This is a genomic window from Massilia litorea (genome assembly GCF_015101885.1).
Taxonomy (GTDB): domain Bacteria; phylum Pseudomonadota; class Gammaproteobacteria; order Burkholderiales; family Burkholderiaceae_D; genus Telluria; species Telluria litorea.
On the sequence record NZ_CP062941.1, the window covers coordinates 4,987,978 to 5,002,248 of the forward strand.

General features: G+C 66.9%; 12 protein-coding genes and 1 riboswitch. Of the genes, 6 read left to right on the top strand and 6 right to left on the bottom strand.

Features of this window, described 5'->3' with window-relative positions; all coding sequences use genetic code 11:
* Nucleotides 1-7: 7 nt before the first annotated feature.
* Together LPB04_RS22390 and ylqF are read right to left on the bottom strand one after the other, a co-directional pair.
* On the bottom strand, nt 8-1,981 hold the full coding sequence (locus LPB04_RS22390) for a TonB-dependent receptor family protein (protein WP_193686629.1): 1,974 nt from the start codon (nt 1,979-1,981) through the stop codon (nt 8-10).
* A 72-nt stretch (nt 1,982-2,053) separates the two neighbouring features.
* Nucleotides 2,054-2,282, bottom strand: a riboswitch (cobalamin riboswitch).
* A gap of 99 nt (nt 2,283-2,381) precedes the next feature.
* On the bottom strand, nt 2,382-3,302 hold the full coding sequence (ylqF, locus tag LPB04_RS22395; protein ID WP_229514991.1) for a ribosome biogenesis GTPase YlqF: 921 nt from the start codon (nt 3,300-3,302) through the stop codon (nt 2,382-2,384).
* A gap of 220 nt (nt 3,303-3,522) precedes the next feature.
* On the opposite strand from ylqF, the gene LPB04_RS22400 reads away from it, so the two are divergent.
* Nucleotides 3,523-3,780: a hypothetical protein gene (locus tag LPB04_RS22400; protein WP_193686631.1), complete on the top strand. Its 258-nt coding sequence runs from the start codon at nt 3,523-3,525 to the stop codon at nt 3,778-3,780.
* 101 nt (nt 3,781-3,881) lie between these two features.
* On the opposite strand, the gene LPB04_RS22405 is transcribed toward LPB04_RS22400, so the two are convergent.
* From LPB04_RS22405 to LPB04_RS22420, 4 genes are all read right to left on the bottom strand, one after another.
* Nucleotides 3,882-4,775, bottom strand: a complete 894-nt coding sequence (locus LPB04_RS22405; protein ID WP_227496540.1) for a hypothetical protein — start codon at nt 4,773-4,775, stop codon at nt 3,882-3,884.
* A 143-nt stretch (nt 4,776-4,918) separates the two neighbouring features.
* Nucleotides 4,919-6,145: a choice-of-anchor X domain-containing protein gene (locus tag LPB04_RS22410; protein ID WP_193686632.1), complete on the bottom strand. Its 1,227-nt coding sequence runs from the start codon at nt 6,143-6,145 to the stop codon at nt 4,919-4,921.
* 7 nt (nt 6,146-6,152) lie between these two features.
* Nucleotides 6,153-6,992: a hypothetical protein gene (locus tag LPB04_RS22415; RefSeq protein ID WP_227496541.1), complete on the bottom strand. Its 840-nt coding sequence runs from the start codon at nt 6,990-6,992 to the stop codon at nt 6,153-6,155.
* A 214-nt stretch (nt 6,993-7,206) separates the two neighbouring features.
* Nucleotides 7,207-8,139 carry a histone deacetylase family protein gene (locus tag LPB04_RS22420; protein ID WP_193686633.1) on the bottom strand — a complete coding sequence of 311 codons (933 nt, stop codon included), beginning with the start codon at nt 8,137-8,139 and terminating at the stop codon, nt 7,207-7,209.
* Between the two features lie 172 nt (nt 8,140-8,311).
* On the opposite strand from LPB04_RS22420, the gene LPB04_RS22425 reads away from it, so the two are divergent.
* From LPB04_RS22425 to LPB04_RS22445, 5 genes are all read left to right on the top strand, one after another.
* On the top strand, nt 8,312-9,232 hold the full coding sequence (locus tag LPB04_RS22425; protein WP_193686634.1) for an AAA family ATPase: 921 nt from the start codon (nt 8,312-8,314) through the stop codon (nt 9,230-9,232).
* Between the two features lie 3 nt (nt 9,233-9,235).
* Nucleotides 9,236-10,225 carry a DUF58 domain-containing protein gene (locus tag LPB04_RS22430; RefSeq protein WP_193686635.1) on the top strand — a complete coding sequence of 330 codons (990 nt, stop codon included), beginning with the start codon at nt 9,236-9,238 and terminating at the stop codon, nt 10,223-10,225.
* Complete coding sequence (locus tag LPB04_RS22435; protein ID WP_193686636.1) at nt 10,222-12,258, top strand: transglutaminase TgpA family protein; 2,037 nt, start codon at nt 10,222-10,224, stop codon at nt 12,256-12,258. The genes LPB04_RS22430 and LPB04_RS22435 overlap by 4 nt, the downstream gene beginning before the upstream one ends.
* The gene (gene mltB / locus LPB04_RS22440; protein WP_193686637.1) at nt 12,255-13,460 is read left to right on the top strand and encodes a lytic murein transglycosylase B; all 1,206 of its coding nucleotides are present in this window, start codon (nt 12,255-12,257) and stop codon (nt 13,458-13,460) included. Before LPB04_RS22435 ends, mltB begins: the two co-directional genes overlap by 4 nt.
* Before the next feature lie 452 nt (nt 13,461-13,912).
* Nucleotides 13,913-14,257: a hypothetical protein gene (locus LPB04_RS22445; protein WP_136219512.1), complete on the top strand. Its 345-nt coding sequence runs from the start codon at nt 13,913-13,915 to the stop codon at nt 14,255-14,257.
* Nucleotides 14,258-14,271 lie beyond the last annotated feature (14 nt).

Here is a 14,271-nt window from a genome sequence, read left to right on the forward strand (position 1 = left end):
TCAGGCGTCAGAAGTCGTAACGGGCCGACAGCTTGACCTGGCGTCCGTCGCTCGGATAGATGCCGCTGCGGCAGCCATAGGCCTGGCTGAAGTACTGGCGGTCCGCCAGGTTCAGGCCATGCACGGCGAACTCCCAGGCGCCGGCCTTGATCGCGTAGCGTGCGTCAATCGTCGTGTACGAAGGAATGCGCGCGCCGCAATCGTTGCCGAAGTCGCTGCCGTAGCGCTGGCTCGACGCGTACTGGGCGCCGACGTCGAAGCTCTGGCCATTTGCCGGCAGCCAGGCCAGGCGTGCAGTGAGCACGTTCTTCGGCACCAGCACCATCTCGCGGCCGGCGTTCGGGCCGTCCGTGAACTCGGCCTGCACGTGCTGCAGGTGGGCCGAGAGGCGCAGGCTGGCCGGCAGGTCGGCGTGGGCGTCGAGCTCGATGCCCTGGCGGCGGGTCGGATCGAGGTTGGTGTTGGCACCGAAGCCGCCGCCCAGGGTCGGATCGAAGAAGATCTCGTTTTCCAGGCGATGGCGGAAGACCCGTGCCGAGACCTGGCGCGCGCTGCCGCCGACGGTCACGCCCAGCTCGAGGTCGCGCGAGGTTTGCGGTGCGAGCAGGCCGAGCGAGGAGCGGTAACCGTTTTCGTCGGCGTTCGGGATGCGGTAGCTCTGCCCTGCCTTGGCGTGCACGGTGACGCCGGGAACCGGGTCGATGCTGCCCTCCACGCTCCAGCCGTTTTGCGACTGCTCGCCGTTCGGCACGAACAGCGCGGCGTTCGCTTCTTTCTTGTCGAAGCGTTCATGGCGCGCGCCCAGCGCCAGGCGTGCATTGCGGACGCCGCCGAAACGCATCTCGTCACGCAGGTACAGGGCTTTGGAATCCTGGCTCGTGTCCGAGCCGAAGCTGGTGCTGCGCTCCCAGTCGATCAGGTCGACACCGGCGACGAATTCGTTGAGCAGGCCATTCCAGGTCGACAGCTGGCGCAGGCGCGGCGAGAACTGGGTCTGGCGGCTGCGGTACAGGCCTTCCGAGAGGAAGCCGCCGAAATCGTACACGGACAGCACCTCGCGTTCGCGGTGCGACAGCTCGGCCGCCAGTTCGACGCTGCCGATGCGGTGCTCGGCGAAGGCGACGACGCGGTCGCTGGCCAGGGTGCCATGGTCGTTCGGCTTGTTCGACTGGTGCGGATCCTGCTCGAATTCGGCCAGGGTCAGCGCACCCGGGAAGCGCGATTTCTGGCGCGCGCTCTCGACGCGCAGGCCGAGGCGGGTCGCGTCCTGCGCCCACTGTACGCCGCCGCTGATGGTCTTCTGGCGGAAGCTGCTGTTGGCGCGGTCGTTGTCGGTCGCCTGGTGGTTGGCCGCCAGGTCGAAGGAGAGCGGACCTTCGCCATGGCGCAGCGTGGCGCGCGCGTCGTGCTGGTCGAACTGGCCGCCTTCCAGCGCCAGCGAGCCGTGGTAGCCCTGCTCGGTGCCGCGTTTGGTGATGATGTTGATTACGCCGCCGGTCGCGCCTTCGCCATACAGCACGCTGCTGCCGCCGCGCGTGATCTCGATGCGCTCGACGGTATCGACCGGGATGGTCGACAGCACGGCGCCGGCCAGTTCGTTTTCGTTGAGGCGCACGCCGTCGACCAGAATCACCATGTTCTGGCTGCTGTTGGTGCCGAAGCCGCGCAGGTCGAGACCGAAGTCGGGCGAGCCGTCCAGGCTCTGGCGGCCGTAGACGCCGCCGATCTTGCGGATGGCGGCGTTGACGTCGTTGACGCCGGCAGTCCTGATCTCGTCGGCGGTAATCACTGTTGCGCCCACCGGCGGCAAGGCGGCATCGCTTGGGAAGCGGGCGCCCGTTACGTGGACGGTGGCGATGGCCTTATCGTCGGCAACTTCGTCAGCGTGGACGGCGGAGGCGAACAGGGAAAAGGAAACGGCGCAGGCCAGCGCGAGCGGCTTCAAAGCCGGCGCGCTGTTCGAAACAGCAGCAAAAGTCATGTTGTGGTTCTTCGATAAAGTGCATCCGGCCTGCGTCCCCGCAGTTCGGATTCAACGGACGTCATCGCGACGATGCGTCCACCTGTCCTGGCCGGTATCCGGGCTAGCAAGTCGGACCGCCTCACCTTCCCATGCCGGAGCACGGTGGTGTACGAGGCGGCCAGTCGCCGAAGCGACGCTTGTTTTACCGTTGCGGGGGCAGCACACGTTGGCCGGACGCCGGAGGCGTCTTGGCTTCGTGTTTCCCGTTTAACTGCGCATGCAGATTGCGTGCGCGGGCACCAGAACGAGCGTGATTATATCGTGACAAGACTATTGTTGCGGTGTCGGTGTTCAAACGGTGATACGCGTGGGCTCGAGAGCCCACGCGTTATCGAACCGGCGAGCAATCGAAACCTGCTTACGTCCCGCGCTTGCCGCGCGCCGCCTCTTCGGCTTTCGCCGCCGCCTTCTCGGCCGCGATGCGCTCCTTCTCTTCCTTCTCGATCCGGTGCGCTTCGAGACGCGCGGCGCGCGACTCGGGCGTCTCCAGGCTGATGCGCCCGATGGCGCCGCTGCGGTAGTCGTGCAGCAGCACGTGGGCCGCCTTTTCGACGTCGAACTCGCCGCCGCGCACGCGGAAGCCGCGGCGCGCCGCCACCTGCTCGACCACGCCGATGCCGTCCAGGCCCTCGGTCTTGAAGCCGTAGCGGGCGGTGAGCAGCTGCGGGTAGCGCTCCAGCAGGATGTCGCCCAGGAAGAAGGCGACCTCCTCCTCGATCAGGGCATTGGTGCCGATCGCATGGCTGGCGGCCAGCATCAGGCCGTCGCTCGGCATCTCGATCTTCGGCCACATCAGGCCCGGGGTGTCGACCAGCACCGTGTGCTTGTCGAGATACAGCTTTTGCTGGGTCTTGGTGACCGCCGGCTCGTCGCCGACCTTGGCCACCCGCTTCTTCAGCAGCGCGTTCATCAGCGTCGATTTGCCGACGTTCGGGATGCCCATGATCATGATGCGCAGCGGCTTGGTCGGCACGCCGCGGTGCGGGGCGAGCGACAGCGCCAGCGCCGGGATGCGCGCGACGTCGGCCGGCTTCTTGGTCGTCATCGGGTAGGCCGTGACGCCGGGCCTGGCGTCGTAATAGGCCTTCCAGGCGGCGGTGGCCGCCGGGTCGGCCAGGTCGATCTTGTTCAGGATTTTCAGGACCGGTCGCTGGCGGAACTGGCGCATGCGGTCGACCAGCGGATTGCAGCTCGCCTCGGGCAGGCGCGCGTCGAGTACCTCGATCACGAGATCGATGAATTCCATCTGCTCCTCCGCCTGCTTTTTGGCGGAGTTCATGTGGCCCGGGAACCATTGTATCGACATGCTGTGCTTTCAAATTCTGCGAACGAGGCGGTATTTTACGCTGGCGCCGGGCACGGCGTCCGTGCAGCTTGTCGTTATGTTTCCACTAGGAATGATTTTGGCTTGATTCGTTGCAATATCGAATCATCGCGGACGGGCACGATGACAGGACGGCCGCTCCTGGCCGTGCAGGTAAAACGTCACGGAGAACGTCATGAAGAATATCAAGGGTATGGCACGCAACGTCGAGGTGTGGATCTTCGGCGCTTTCGGTGGGCTGGTTCTGGCGGCCTGCCTCGACAATCCGTCCGACCGGGCGGCGCCGGCGAGCCAGGTGAGTGCGGTGCAGGAAGTGGAACTGGCCCAGCCGGCAGCACCGATGTATGCGGGCGAGCCGGCGTATGTGGTGTACGTGGTTGGCAAGCGGCCGAGCGCCGCCGCGAAGCGCACGCGGCGCGAGGGTGCGGGATAGCTGCCGCGGGGATGTAGGGTGGGCACGCTGTGCCCACGCGAAACGATGCACAGTGTTAGCCAATATAGTTTGCAGTTCCGCGTGGGCACGGAGTGCCCACCCTACCGCGCCAGCATCTCCATGTCGCGCCGCACCAGCGACGTGATCCCGCCCCAGTTACCTCTCGTGTAGTGCCCGTAGTCCTCCCCATCGTCGCGGAACACGACCGAGTGGAAATTCCACTTGGCGCGCCCGCCCTGGTTCGGTCCCGAGCCGTAGGTCAGGTCGTTGCAGAACCAGTCGCCCGGATTGCACAGCGTCGTGCCGCCGCTGCCCGAAGCGCCACCGGAACTGTGGTAGGCCACCACCTCGTCGTCCTGGCCCGGCAGGGCCCACGAGTACAGGGTGCCGGCCGCCCCGGCATAGCGGTAGAACCAGACATTGCCCGTCTCGTTATGGTTGTAGAGGGCGCGCGAGGTCGACACCCGCTGCTGGTTGGCCAGCGGCTCACTCGTGGTCCAGGCGCCGATGTCGGCCAGTTCGCTGCCGCCGGAGGAGCCCGCCGCGGTGCGCACCCAGCGGATATTCCAGCCGGTCTGGGTGGCGCCGCTGCCGGCTGTGCACGCCCCCGCCGCATTCGGCTGGGCGTTCGTCACGGGACGCGGGGTGACGCTGTAGTTGGCCAGCGTATAGCCGACCAGCAGCTCGCCGGCGCTGTGGACGGCGACATAGCACCAGTTCTGGCCGGTGCAGAAGCAGTCGAGCGCATTGCGGATGATGCCGCTTTGCGAACCGACCTCGCTGCGGCCGTCCCAGTTGACCGACTTCTTGTTCACGCCCGCCGGCGTGTCGTTCGGACCGAAATAGCGGAAGTCATTGTAGTTCCCGATCGCCCCGCCGCCGGTGCGGCCGTTGACCCAGAGGCTGTAGTTGGTGGCGCCGGCCACCCCGGCGGCGAGCAGGCCGGGCAGGCACAGCAGATAAGGAAAGCGGGCAAAGCGCGCGGATCGTCCCATGTCATCCTCCATCGTTCTGGTTGCAGTGGGACGTGGCGACGGCCAACCGCGAGCGACCATTCTTGCGACAGGAAGAACGGCGCGTCAATCGCGGCGACGAAAACGTTGTTAGAACAATACTGAACAGTGGGAAGGCCCGGCCACTACTTCACAGGCCCGCAGGCGCTGGCCGGCAGCGGCTGCGAGGGATCGAATTTCGCCAGTTCCTCGGCCGCGCTCTTGCGGTCCCGGGCAAATTCCGTCAGGTGGCGCCGGCGCTCCTCGCTGTCCCATTCGGCATCCGAGACGCCCTCGAGCGTGCGCTTGCGGCTGGTCAGCACCGGCCCTTCCAGGCGCGGCATCAGCTCGCGGTCCGGGTCGGTGTTTTCCTTGAGCAGATAGCCGTCGACGTCGCGCAGGGTCAGCGGCAGCACCGCCCCGCCATCGATCATGAGTTTGCCGAACACGCTCAATTTGATGTCGTTCGGCCCTGGTCCCAGCACCTCGTTGAAGGTCGCCAGCGCGTAGGGCCGGCCCCTGGCGTCGTCGATGCGGCCGGTGACGATATAGCGGCCCGGCTGGCGCACGTCGGCGCGCAGGATGAAGGTCAGCGAACCGTTCTCCATCGCCTCGCGCGGCGGCCCGGCCCAGACCGCCGGCACCCTGGGCGAATAGATGACGTCGAAGATGACGACGCCGTTCTTGCCGCCCGCCGTGTAGCGCACCTCGGTGCGGATGGTGCCGTGGAAGCTCGCCAGGCCCGTCTGCGCCGGGGTCAGCACGCCGCCAAAGGCGCCGTCGCCGGCTGCCGCATCGGCGCCGCTGCCGTCGTCGGCAAAGGCGAGCGGCACCTGGGTGGTGGGGCGCCCGCCGACGCTGACGATGCCGGCGGCGAGCGCGCGCGTGACGACCAGCGGCACGGTGGCGCCGTTCGGTTCGACCGCGCGCAGCGAGAACGCGACCGATTCGCCGGCCGCGAGAAAGACGCGCGACTGCGAGGTCTGGAGCAGGATGTTCGGGTTGGCGCTGCGGTCGTCGCCGCGCATCGGATTGGTTTCGACGACCGGCTGGTTCGGATAGACCTGGTCGGGATTGCGCGACATCGGCTGCGAGCCGGCCGGGTACATGCTGCCCTCGCGGTAGCTGCAATAGGTGGTGTCGGTCAGCGTGAAGTTGTCGACCAGCAGCTGGCGCTGGCGGGCGCGCTCGCCGGGCAGCGGCGCGGCGCCCTGGCTGGCGACCTGGCCGAAGAACTGCGGGCCCCGGGGCGATGCGCCGCCGGCCGCCGCGACGGCCGTGCCGGCGGCCGGCGGAGTATCGCCGCGCAGCGCCAGCCAGGCGATGGCCGCCAGCAGTGCAAGGACCAGCGCCAGGGGCAGCCAGCGCTTCACTTTACGCTCAGAGGGCACTGTTCACCACGGCGCTGCGCACGACACCGACGATGCCCTGCCAGTTGCCGTTCGCGTAGTGGTTATAGGCTTCGGCGTCGTCGCGGAAGCTCACCGAGTGGTAGCTCCACTTCAGCGTTCCTCCCTCGTTGGCCGCGGTGCCCAGGGTCAGGTCGTTGCAGAACCAGTCGCTCGGATTGCAGTAGGAGCCTCCCCCGCTGCCCGAGACGCCGCCGGTGCTGTGGTAGGCGACGGCTTCGTCGTCCTGGCCCGGCAGGATGCCGGAATAGGCCGTGCCCTTGGCGCCGGCATACATGTAGAACCAGACGTTGCGCGTCGTGTTGTGGTTGTACATGGCGCGCGCGGTGGTGGTTTTCAGGTCCTGCACCAGCGGTTCGGAGGTGGTCCAGGAGCCGGCGTCCGACAGTTCGGAGCCGCCGCCGGCGCCGGAGGCGGCGCGTACCCACTTGATGTTCCAGCCGGTCTGTGCGCTGCCGTCGCTGTTGCCGCACACGCCGGCGCTGTTGGCCACGGCGTTCTTCTTGGTGCGCGCCGAGCCGCCGTAGTTGGCCATCGTATAGCCCATCATCAGGTCGCCGGCGCTGTGGGTCACGACATAGCACCAGTTGTTGCCGGTGCAGAAGCAGTCGAGGGCGTTGCGGATATAGCCGCTCTGCGAGGCGATGCTGCTGCGGCCATCCCAGTTGACCGATTTCTTGTTGACGCCGGCGGCCGTGGTACCGGGGCCCCAGTAGGTCCAGCTGTCGTAGTTGCCGATCACCCCGCCGCCGGTGCGGCCGTTGATCCAGAGCGTGTAATTCGTTGCGGCAGCGAAGCTTGACGCGGCCATGAGACAGACCGCCATTACGAGTTGTAATGCTTTCTTCACAATCTCCTCCTTTTTAGTGTGGACGCCTGTATCGGTGCCATCGCTGCCGGCTGAGCCAGGCGCTGCCGCTTCCTGCGGCTCAGCCGAATGTATGCCCGAGCTAGAAGAGAGTCAATTGAACATGCGTAAGAAGGAGATCGCGTTGTTTTGCTGCTAAAGCAAAGGATGTTTGCCTTTAATCAAGTTCCGCCAGAACTTTCAGGTGTGCGACCACGCTGCGGCCAAGTGCCGACAAGGCGTAGCCGCCCTCCAGGCAGCTGACGATGCGTCCGCCCGCGTGCTCGCGCGCGACCGTCATGATCTGGCGCGTGAGCCAGGCGTAATCCGCCTCGACCAGGGCCATGCCGCCCATGTCGTCGTCGCGGTGGGCGTCGAAGCCGGCGGAAACGAAAATCATCTGCGGCTTGAATGCGTGCAGGGCCGGCAGCCAGTACTCCTGCACCACCTGGCGCACGGCGTCGCCGCCGGAGCGCGCCGGCAGCGGAATGTTCACGTTCGTCCCGGTGACCGGTTCCGGTTCCGAAAACGGATAGAAGGGGTGCTGGAAGAAGCTCGCCATCAGCACCCGCGGGTCGTCGCGGAAGGATTCGGCGGTGCCGTTGCCGTGGTGGACGTCGAAGTCGACGATGGCGACCCGCTCCAGCCCGTGCGCCTCGAGCGCGTGGCGCGCCGCGATCGCGACATTGTTGAACAGGCAGAAGCCCATCGGCTCCGACGGCGTCGCGTGGTGGCCGGGCGGGCGGATCGAGCAGAAGGCGTTGGCGATGTCGCCGGCGATGACGGCGTCGGTCGCGGCCAGGGCGGCGCCGGCCGCGCGCAGGGCCGCGTCATAGCTGGCGTGGCACAGCAGGGTGTCGCCATCCAGTGGATAGGTGTCGCCGGGCGTGCTCGGAATGTGGTCGCGCACCAGCGCCAGCGCACCCTCGGTATGGTTGCGCAGTATGGCCGGGATCTCGGCCAGCGGCGCCAGGCGGCGCTCGATCAGGCCGTCGAGCCGGGCCAGGATCAGCTGGTCTTCGATGGCTTGCAGGCGGTCCGGGGATTCCGGGTGCCAGGCGCCCATGTCGTGCTTTAAACAGTCGGGATGGCTGAAGATTGCTGTGCTCATGTTGGTACCAGGTTGACCATTCGCCTCTTGCTGCTCAGCCATACACCGGAAACGTCCGTTCTCGCATAGAATCGTCCGGAGGTGTGCCGCTGCATGGAAAGACGTGTTGCCGATAGCGTTAATCTACCATGCCGCCTGCTGCCTCGCCTATTTGACTTATTGGAAGCCACGCATGTTCAACAAATTGCACGCGGCCGCACGCCAGGTCGGCCAGATCGTGGTCGGCAAGGACCAGCAGGTGCGTCTCGCCTTTACCTGCCTGCTGGCCGGCGGCCACTTGCTGATCGAGGACGTGCCGGGCGTCGGCAAGACCACCCTCGCCCATGCGCTGGCCCTGTCGCTGGGCCTGAAATTCAACCGCGTCCAGTTCACCAGCGACCTGCTGCCGGCCGACGTGGCGGGCATTTCCGTCTACGAGCGCGAAAAGAACGGCTTCGCCTTCCACCCCGGGCCGATTTTCACCCAGGTGCTGCTGGCCGACGAAATCAACCGCGCCACGCCGAAAACCCAATCCGGCCTGCTGGAGGCGATGGAAGAGCACCAGGTCAGCATCGACGGCATGACCCGCCCCCTGCCCGAGCCCTTCTTCGTGATCGCCACGCAAAACCCGGCGCACCAGGTGGGCACTTTCCCGCTGCCGGAATCGCAGCTCGACCGCTTCCTGATGTGCCTGTCGCTGGGCTACCCGGACGCCGCCGCCGAACGGGCCTTGCTGATGGGCGAAGACCGGCGCGAGCTGCTGCGCACGATCGAAGCCGCGATGAATCCGGAAGAACTGATCGAGGCCCGGCGCGCGCTGCGCGCGATTCACGCATCCAGTGCGTTGATCGACTACGTGCAGGCGCTGGCCCAGGCTTCGCGCGCCGGTACCCTGTTCGCCGAAGGCCTGTCGCCGCGCGCCGCGATCGCCCTGCTGCAGGCCGGCCGCGCCTGGGCTGCATTGGAGGGACGCGACCACGTGCTGCCCGAAGACATCCAGGCGGTGCTGGTGCCGGTCTGCGCGCACCGCCTGCGGCCCGTCAAATCGGCGCAGGGCATGGCGCAAGCCAGCCGCGACCTGGTGCTGCAGCTGCAGAAGTCGGTGCCGGTGTAAGCGATGGAGAGTAGCGGCCAGACCGGCGTGCAGGAAGGCGCATGGCGCACGCGCCGTGAAGCGCGCGCGACGAGCGAGCTGTTTCTCGGCCAGCGCCGCATCTATATCCTGCCCAGCGGACCGGGCCTGGGTTTCGGCGCGCTGCTGCTGGTGCTGCTGATCGGATCGATCAACTATAACCTCGGCCTGGGCTACGCCCTGACCTTCCTGGCCCTGTCCTGCGCCCTGGTCGACATGCTGCTCACCTGGCGCAACCTGGCCCACCTGCGCCTGAAGGCCGGACGCACGCCGGCCGTGTTCGCCGGCCAGGAGGCCAGCTTCGAACTCCAGCTGGTGAATGCGAGCCGGCGTCCGCGCTACGCCATCTGGATCGATAGCGCCGGCGCCGGCGAGCCGCGCCACGCGGCCGATGTGCCGGCCGGCGGCCAGGCCACGGTGCGCCTGGCGGTTCCGACCGAACGCCGCGGCTGGCTGGCCGCGCCGCGCCTGGTGCTGAGCACGCGCTTTCCGCTCGGCCTGTTCCGCGCCTGGAGCTACTGGCAGCCGGACCTGAACGCCCTGGTCTATCCGTTCCCGGAGGAAGATGCGCCGCCGCTGCCGCGCGGCACGGGAACGGCCGCGACCGGGACCGGCGGCGGCGGTGAAGACGATTTCGCCGGCGTGCGCCCTTACCAGCCGGGCGACCCACTGCGCCGGCTGGCCTGGCGCCAGATCGCGCGCCTCGATCCGGAGGACGGCGGCCAGCTCGCCACCAAGCATTTCGAGGGCGGCGCGCGCGACGAACTCGTGTTCGACCTGGCCAGCCTGCCGCCCGCGCTCGATCTCGAACTGCGCCTGTCGCGCATGGCGCGCTGGGTGCTCGAGGCCGAGAGCCGCGCCCTGCCCTATGCCTTCCGCCTGGACGCCACCTCCTTCGAGGCCGCCAGCGGCGCGCCCCATGCGGCGCTCTGCCTGCGCGCGCTGGCGCTGTATGGCCTGGGAGGCGCGCGGTGAAGGCGCTCCCGGCAAGCCCTTTTGCAACCCACCTTGCACGCCTGCAGGCCCTGCCGCGCGACAAGGCCGACACCCTGCTGCTGCTGGCCAGCGCCCTGCTGGTGCTGGCACCGCACGTGGCGCACCTGCCGGCCTGGGTCTCGGCGCTGTGCGCGCTGACCTTGTTGTGGCGTGGCGCGATCACGCTGCTGGGCAAACGCATGCCGCCCAGCCTGTTGCTGCTGCCGCTGGCGGCGGCTGCCATGTTCGGCGTCGCCCAGAGCTACCAGACCCTGCTCGGGCGCGATGCCGGGGTCGCGATGCTGGTACTGCTGGTCACCTTCAAAATGCTGGAGATGCATGCGCGGCGCGACCTGTTTGTGGTCGTGTTCCTGTGCCTGTTCCTGGTGCTGACGAATTTCTTCTACGAGCAGGGCATCGGTACCGCGCTGCTGATGGCGCTCTCCGTGCTGGCCCTGCTCACTGCCCAGCTGAGCTTCCAGTTCACGGGCGCGGTGCCGCCGCTGCGCCGGCGCTTCCTGATGAGCGCGAAGCTGCTGGGCCTGGCCGCGCCGCTGGCGCTGCTGCTGTTCTTCCTGTTCCCGCGCATCGAGGGACCGCTGTGGGGCCTGCCTGGCGACGCCATCGGCGCGCGCTCCGGCATGTCCGAGACGATGGCGCCGGGGACCATGGCCAACCTGGCGCAGTCGGGCGAGCCGGCCTTCCGCGTGCGTTTCGAGGGCCGCCCGCCGCCGCAGGAACAGCTGTACTGGCGTGGCCCGGTGCTGGGCGCCTACGACGGCCGCACCTGGACCCGGATCGACCAGCGCCTGCGCCGGCGCTCGGCGCAGCAGCCGCCCTCGCTCAGCGTCGGCGGCAAGCCGGTCACCTACGACATCACGCTCGAGCCCTCGTCGACCCGCTGGCTGTTCGCGCTCGAGATGCCGCGGCGCCTGCCGGAACTGGACGGGAACAGCGCCAACGTCTCCGGCGAATTCGAGCTGACGGCGAGCGCCCCGGTGGAGTCGCGCCTGCGCTACCGGATGAGCTCTTACCTGGACTACCGGTTGCAACCCGCCGGCCTGCCCGAGGACGCCGACCAGTGGCTGCAGCTGCCCGCCGACAGCAACCCGCGCGCCTTGCTTGCCGGCCTCGCGCTGCGCGCCGAGCCCGACCCGCGCCGACGCGTGGACGCGGTGCTGGGGCGCTTCCGGCGCGAGAACTACGTCTATACGCTCAATCCCCCGCTGCTCGGGCGCGATGCCGTCGACGACTTCCTGTACGGCAGCCGCGCCGGCTTTTGCGAACATTATTCCGGCGCCTTCGTCTTCCTGATGCGCGCCGCCGGCGTGCCGGCGCGGGTCGTCACCGGCTACCAGGGAGGAGAATTGAATCCGCTGGACGGCTACGTCACGGTGCGCCAGTCCGACGCCCACGCCTGGGCCGAAGTCTGGCTTCCAGGGCGTGGTTGGGTGCGCGTCGATCCGACCGCCGCCGTCGCGCCGGAACGGGTGCGGCGCGGCCTGGACGGCGCGATCCCGCCCCGCGCGCCCTTCGGCATCGAGGGCCTGGGGCGCTTCATGCAACTGGACGGCACGAGCAATCCGTGGATCGCGCAGCTGCGCTACGCCGCCGGCGCGGTCAACAACGGCTGGAACCAGTGGGTGCTGAACTACACGCCGCAGCGCCAGCGCGGGGTGGTCGAGCGCGTGCAGTCGTCCCTGCTCGACTGGCGCATGCCAGTCTTGCTAGCCTCCCTGACAAGTGTGTTGTTGCTGTGGAGATTCTTGCTGCGGCGCAGGTCAAGCGATCCGATCGATGCGCTATACTCCGCCCTGTGTTCGCGCCTGGCTCGCCTAGGTCTGGCGCGTTCGGCAGATGAAGGCCCGCGCGCCTATTGCGCGCGGATCAGCGCCGCGGCGACACTGGCGCCGCCCGCGCAAGCCGCGGCCGCCGAGTTCCTCGGCCGTTACAGCGACTGGCGCTATGCGCCGCGCCGCAACGACGCCCATCTGGCCGCGACCCTGAAGCGCTTACTTTCGCAAGTTAGATGAAATCCTTCGTATCAGCAATCGCAGCAGTCGCTGCACTCATTCTCGCAGCAGCCCCGACCATCGATGCCAACGCCGCGGCGAAGCATCCGCCCTCGAAGACCGGGATCGTGAAGGCCAAGGCCGGCAAGGCCAAGGCCGCCTCCTCGAAGACCTCCTCCAGGGCCCCCATGGCCCGCAAGGCGCTGGCCGTGGCCGCCGCCGTGGCAGCGGTCTCCACGATCGATTACAGCGGCGAACCGATCAATTTCGGCGAATGGCAGGCAGTGAGCGCCTTCGTCGACGAGATGGTCGCCAAGCACGGCTTCGACCGCACGGAACTGGAGGCGCAGATGCGCCAGGTGCGTTTCGTCGACTCGGCGGTCCAGCTGGTGAAACCGGCGCCGCCGGGCAAGCCGAAGAACTGGCAAGCCTACAGCGCGCGCTTCATCGAGCCGATCCGCATCAATGCCGGCCTGCGCTTCTGGAACGAGAACGCCCAGGCGCTGGCGCGCGCCGAAGCGGTCTACGGCGTGCCGGCCGAAATCCTGGTCGGCATCATCGGCGTGGAAACCGTGTATGGGCGCGACACCGGACGCTTCCGCGTGCTCGACACCCTGACCACGCTCGCCTTTGCCTACCCCGACGCGCCGAACAAGGCCGCGCGTGCCGACTTCTTCCGCAGCGAACTCGAGAACGCCCTGCTGCTCGCGCGCCACGAGAAGATCGATCCTTTCACCCTGCTCGGTTCCTTTGCGGGCGCCGTCGGCCTGCCGCAATTCATGCCGGGGAATATCCTGAAATACGGCGTCGATTTCGACGGCGACGGCCACATCGACCTGCGCAACTCGACGTCGGATGCGATCGGCAGCGTCGCCAACTTCTTGATCGAACACGGCTGGAAGCCGAGCGACCCTGCGCCGGCCGTGATGCCGGTGGACGTCGCCGCGCACCGCGCCTGGGAGCCGCTCCTCAGCCGCGGCCTGGCTGCGACCCTGCGCCCGGACGAACTGGAAGCGGCCGGTGTCATCCCTCCCGCAGCGCTGGTGCCGGGCCGGCTGTATGGCCTGATCGACCTGCAAAACGGCGCCGAGGCGACCGAGTACTGGCTGGCGACCGATAACTTCTTTGCCATCACCAAGTACAACCGCAGTTATTTCTACGCCATGTCGGTCATCGACCTCGGCCGTGCGGTGCGCGAGGCACGGATGAGCCAGGCAATGTGAGTCCTGTAGGCTGTGTGGCAAGTTTGTAACAGGTTGTAACAGCGCGACGGCCGTTTTTCCCTCCGCGTAGCGCTTCCCGAGCCGGGGTACTCCCCCGGTGTATCCTCACCCGCCCATTTTCTGTACTCTATGGAAACATTCATGGGCGCGGCATACCCCCTCCGATGTTGTTAATCATGCATATCATTTTGAAACGTGCGGCGCGCAACTTCTGTTTCCTCTAAACTTAAATTTGATCAAAAAACAATTATTTTTTTCGTGAGTTTGTGAGAGAATTGCATTGCGGCTATTGTTGCGACTAGACAACAAAGCCGAGGCTTCGCACCGAATTCTATTGCTCATAAGTACTAGAGCCTAAATTAGTTGTACAATTGAGTAGATTTTTTCGAAAGAACTTCCGGAACCGAAACGCCGCAAGACTTTCCGTAACCCACAATAGGAATTTTTGAATCATGACAAACCAAGTCGGCATTGATATGAGCAGCGATGCGGAGTCGGATGAACTGTTGCAATACAACCCGAACCGTCTGCTGGACACCCTGATCGAGAACCTGCGCCTGAAGAACGACGCAGCCCTGTCGCGCGCCCTGGAAGTAGCGCCGCCGGTGATCTCGAAGATTCGCCACCACCGCCTGCCGGTCGGCGCATCGCTCCTGATCCGCATGCACGAAGTCAGCGACCTGTCGATCCGCGACCTGCGTTACCTGATGGGCGATCGCCGCAACAAGTTCCGCATCAGCGACAAGCAGTTCAAGCCAAAAGAAGGCGCGGCACCATCGGCCTCCAGCGGCGAGTAATCCTCACGCATTCT